This window comes from Frankia tisae (assembly GCF_025403405.1).
In the GTDB taxonomy this organism is placed as follows: Bacteria; Actinomycetota; Actinomycetes; order Frankiales; family Frankiaceae; genus Frankia; species Frankia tisai.
Map to the genome: position 1 here is coordinate 1 of NZ_JANEZT010000537.1, position 3,189 is coordinate 3,189.

3 protein-coding genes are annotated in these 3,189 nt (G+C 73.6%); all 3 read right to left on the reverse strand.

The annotated features are described in order from the left end of the window. The coding region (locus NBZ85_RS29420) for an MFS transporter (protein WP_261563196.1) at nt 1-1,696 on the reverse strand (1,696 nt) is incomplete at its 3' end. Continuing rightward, complete coding sequence (locus NBZ85_RS29425) at nt 1,696-2,136, reverse strand: MarR family winged helix-turn-helix transcriptional regulator (RefSeq protein ID WP_261560673.1); 441 nt, start codon at nt 2,134-2,136, stop codon at nt 1,696-1,698. The genes NBZ85_RS29420 and NBZ85_RS29425, both read right to left, overlap by 1 nt. 59 nt (nt 2,137-2,195) lie before the next feature. Further along, a partial coding sequence (locus tag NBZ85_RS29430; RefSeq protein ID WP_261563198.1) for a phosphotransferase family protein occupies nt 2,196-3,189 on the reverse strand: 994 nt, incomplete at its 5' end.

A 3,189-nucleotide genomic window follows, 5' to 3' on the forward strand; every position in this document is an offset into this window, starting at 1 on the left:
GCAGAGAGGCGAGGCCGGCGAGGACACCGAGCCCGGCGGCCATCGCGAACACGATGACGAGCCCGTGGTGGAACGGGCCGGCGAGCAGTTCGGGGAAGAACTCGCGGCCGGTCAGCGTCGCCCGGTTCGCGGGCGGGACGGCGGCCAGGCCGCCGCCGGCCGAGAGCAGATGCTCGACCGGGTTCACGCCGAGGACGGTGGCGAACAGCGACGACACCGGCGGCAGGGCGGCGACGTCGTGGGCGGCCGCCGCCGGCACGCCCTGCCCGCGTAGCCCGCTGTCCAGCGCCGCCGGCAGGGTGGCCGCCAGGCCGGCGATCATCAGGGAGAAGAACACCCCGATCGACAGCGCCGTCCCGGAGTTCTGGAACGTCGCGCGCATTCCGGAGGCGGCGCCGCGCTGCTCCGCCGGCACGCTGCCCATGATCGCCGAGGAGTTGGGGGCGGCGAACATCCCGCCGCCGATCCCGTTCAACGCGATGAGCAGGGCGAACGCCCAGTAGGAAAAGTTGACGGGCAGCAGCATCAGGCCGACGAAGCTGCCGGCGAACACGACCATCCCGGCGCTGGCGAGACCACGGGCGCCGAACCGGTCGGACAGGATGCCGGCCACCGGCCCGGCAACCAGGATGCCGACGGTCAGCGGCACCAGGTAGATCCCGGCCCACAGGGGCGTGTCCTCGTAGTCGTAGCCGTGCAGCGGCAGCCAGATCCCCTGCAACCAGATGATCAGCATGAACTGCAGGCCACCGCGCGCGATGGACACGGCGAGCCCGGCGATGTTGCCGGCGGCGAACGCCCTGATCCGGAACAGGCCGAGCGCGAACATCGGCTCGGGATGACGGCGCTCGACGGCGACGAAGGCGACGAGCAGGGCCACTCCCCCGACGAGCAGGCCGACGACCGTGGGATTCGTCCAGCCCATCGCGTGCCCGCGGTAGGGCTGCAGGCCCTCGGTGACGGCGATGAGCACGGCGGCGAGACCGACCGCGAAGGTGATGTTGCCCCACCAGTCGATGCGCCGGGGACCGCCGCGCGGCGCGGCGGTCTCGCGCAGCCGCCGGTACGCCCACACCGTCCCGAACACCCCGACGGGCACGTTCACCCAGAACACCGCCCGCCAGTCCAGCACCGCGAGCACGCCACCGGCGACGAGGCCGACGAACTGGCCGGCGAGCGAGGCGACCTGGTTGATCCCGAGCGCGAAGCCCCGCTGGTCGGCGGGGAAGGCGTCGGTGAGGATCGCGGCGGAGTTCGCGGTCAGCATCGACCCGCCCACCGCCTGCAGCACCCGCCAGCCGATCAGCCACAGCGCCCCACGGCCGGCGTCGAACGGGTCGAACGACAGCAGGACGGAGGCGAGCGTGAACACCGCGAACCCGGCGTTGTAGATCCGGACCCGGCCGAACATGTCGCCGAGCCGGCCGAGGGCGACGACGAGCACCGCCTGGACGAGCCGGTAACCCATGATCATCCAGAGCAGGTAGCCGACGTTGCCCGGGGCCAGCGGGTCCAGGTGGATCCCGCGGAAGATCGGCGGCAGCGCGATGAGGACGATCGACCCGTCGAGCGCGGACATGAACACCGCGGCGGTCGTGTTCGCCAGCACCACCCACCGGTAGTTGCCCTCCGCGCCCGCGCCCGTGCCCGTGCCCGTCGCCGCCCCGACGGACGTCCCCGCGCCGAACGCCGGCATCAGACCCGCTCCGCGAGGCGTTCGAGCAGCGGCGCGGCCGCGGCGAGCTGGTCCAGCTCGGCCCCGGTGAACCCGGCCGACAGGGCCTCGGCGAGCAGCTCGGTGCGCGCGTCGCGCCGGCTGCGCAGCGCGGCGAGCCCCGGCTCGGTCGGCGAGAGAATCACCTGCCGGCCGTCGGCCGGGTCACGCCGACGCTCGACGAGCCCGCGGGCCTCCAACGCGCCGAGGGTGGCCCCCATCGCCTGCGGGCTGATCTGTTCGAGCCGCGCGAGCGCCGCGGCGGTGGCCGGCCCGCCGCGGTCGAGCCGGGCGAGCGCCGCCGATTCGGGCATCGTCAGCTCCCCGCCGAGGTGAGCCTGGCGCAGCCGGCGCACCAGCAGGCCGACGCTCAGCCGCAGCGCGACGGCGATCTGGCGGGTATCAGGTTCATCGGACGACATTTCATCAGGCTAGGTTGATAAGCCTGGCCTGACAAATTTCGGTCGACGGGCCCCGGAGGTCAGTGGGCCCCAGAATGGTCGGCGCCTGCGGCGACGCCGCGGCGGGTCTCGTCCAGCACGCGGACGAGGAGCTCGGCGGCGAACCGGTCGATGGGCGGTACGTGCTCTGGCGGTAGCAGACGGTGTTCGCGGATCAGCCGGGTGACCCGGGCGGCGAGCAGGGTGTGCCGCAGCGAGGCGAGCAGCAGGTAGTAGTCCATGTCGGCCATGGGCCGGCCGAGGAGCTCGGCGTAGCGGGCGACGGTGGCCGCGCGGTCCGGCAGGCCGGGCAGGCGCGTCAGCCCGACGCCCTCGCTGAGGTGGCGGTCGAGGTGCAGAAACCAGCCGAGGTCGGTCTCGGGCTGACCGAGCGACACCATCTCCCAGTCGAGCACGGCCACGACCCGCCCCCCCTGGAAGATCATGTTCCCGAGCCGGGCGTCCCCCCACACCAGTCCGACGGGGTGGCGTTCGGCCGGCGGATGGTCGTGCAGCCAGGCCAGCGCGTCGCCGACCACACCCCGGGCGGCGTCATCGACGGCGAAGAACTCCAGGTGACGCTCGTAGGCGGCGAGCTGCTGGGCCGCCCCGACCGGGCCGTACTCGGGCTGCCCCGCGAAGCCGAGCCCGAGCCGCCGCGGGTCGAGCCGGTGGATCCCGGCCATCGCGACCAGGCCTGCGTCCCAGACCCGGGCCCGCGCGGCCGGCGCCATCTCGAGCATGAAGCCCTGCATGTGGTAAGGCGGGATGTCGCCGGGCACGTCGCCGCCGACCCGACCGAGCACGACGAACGGCGCGCCGAGCACCGCCGGGTCGAGCTCGTGGCCGTACACCGGCGGCACCGGGACGTCGGTATCACGGGCCAGGATCTCGGCGACGCGGCACTGCTCGGCGAACCGGTCCCACGGGTAAAGCTGGAACCGCCGCGGTGCCAGCCGCACGACCAGCGGGCACTCGACCCGCCGCCCGTCCGTCCCGGTCCGGGACGCCGGCAGAAACACCAGCTCCCCGGAT

Coding starts and splice junctions, on each gene's coding strand:
- NBZ85_RS29425 (WP_261560673.1), bottom strand. CDS start 2,136: ATGTCGTCCGATGAACCTGATACCCGCCAGATCGCCGTCGCGCTGCGG.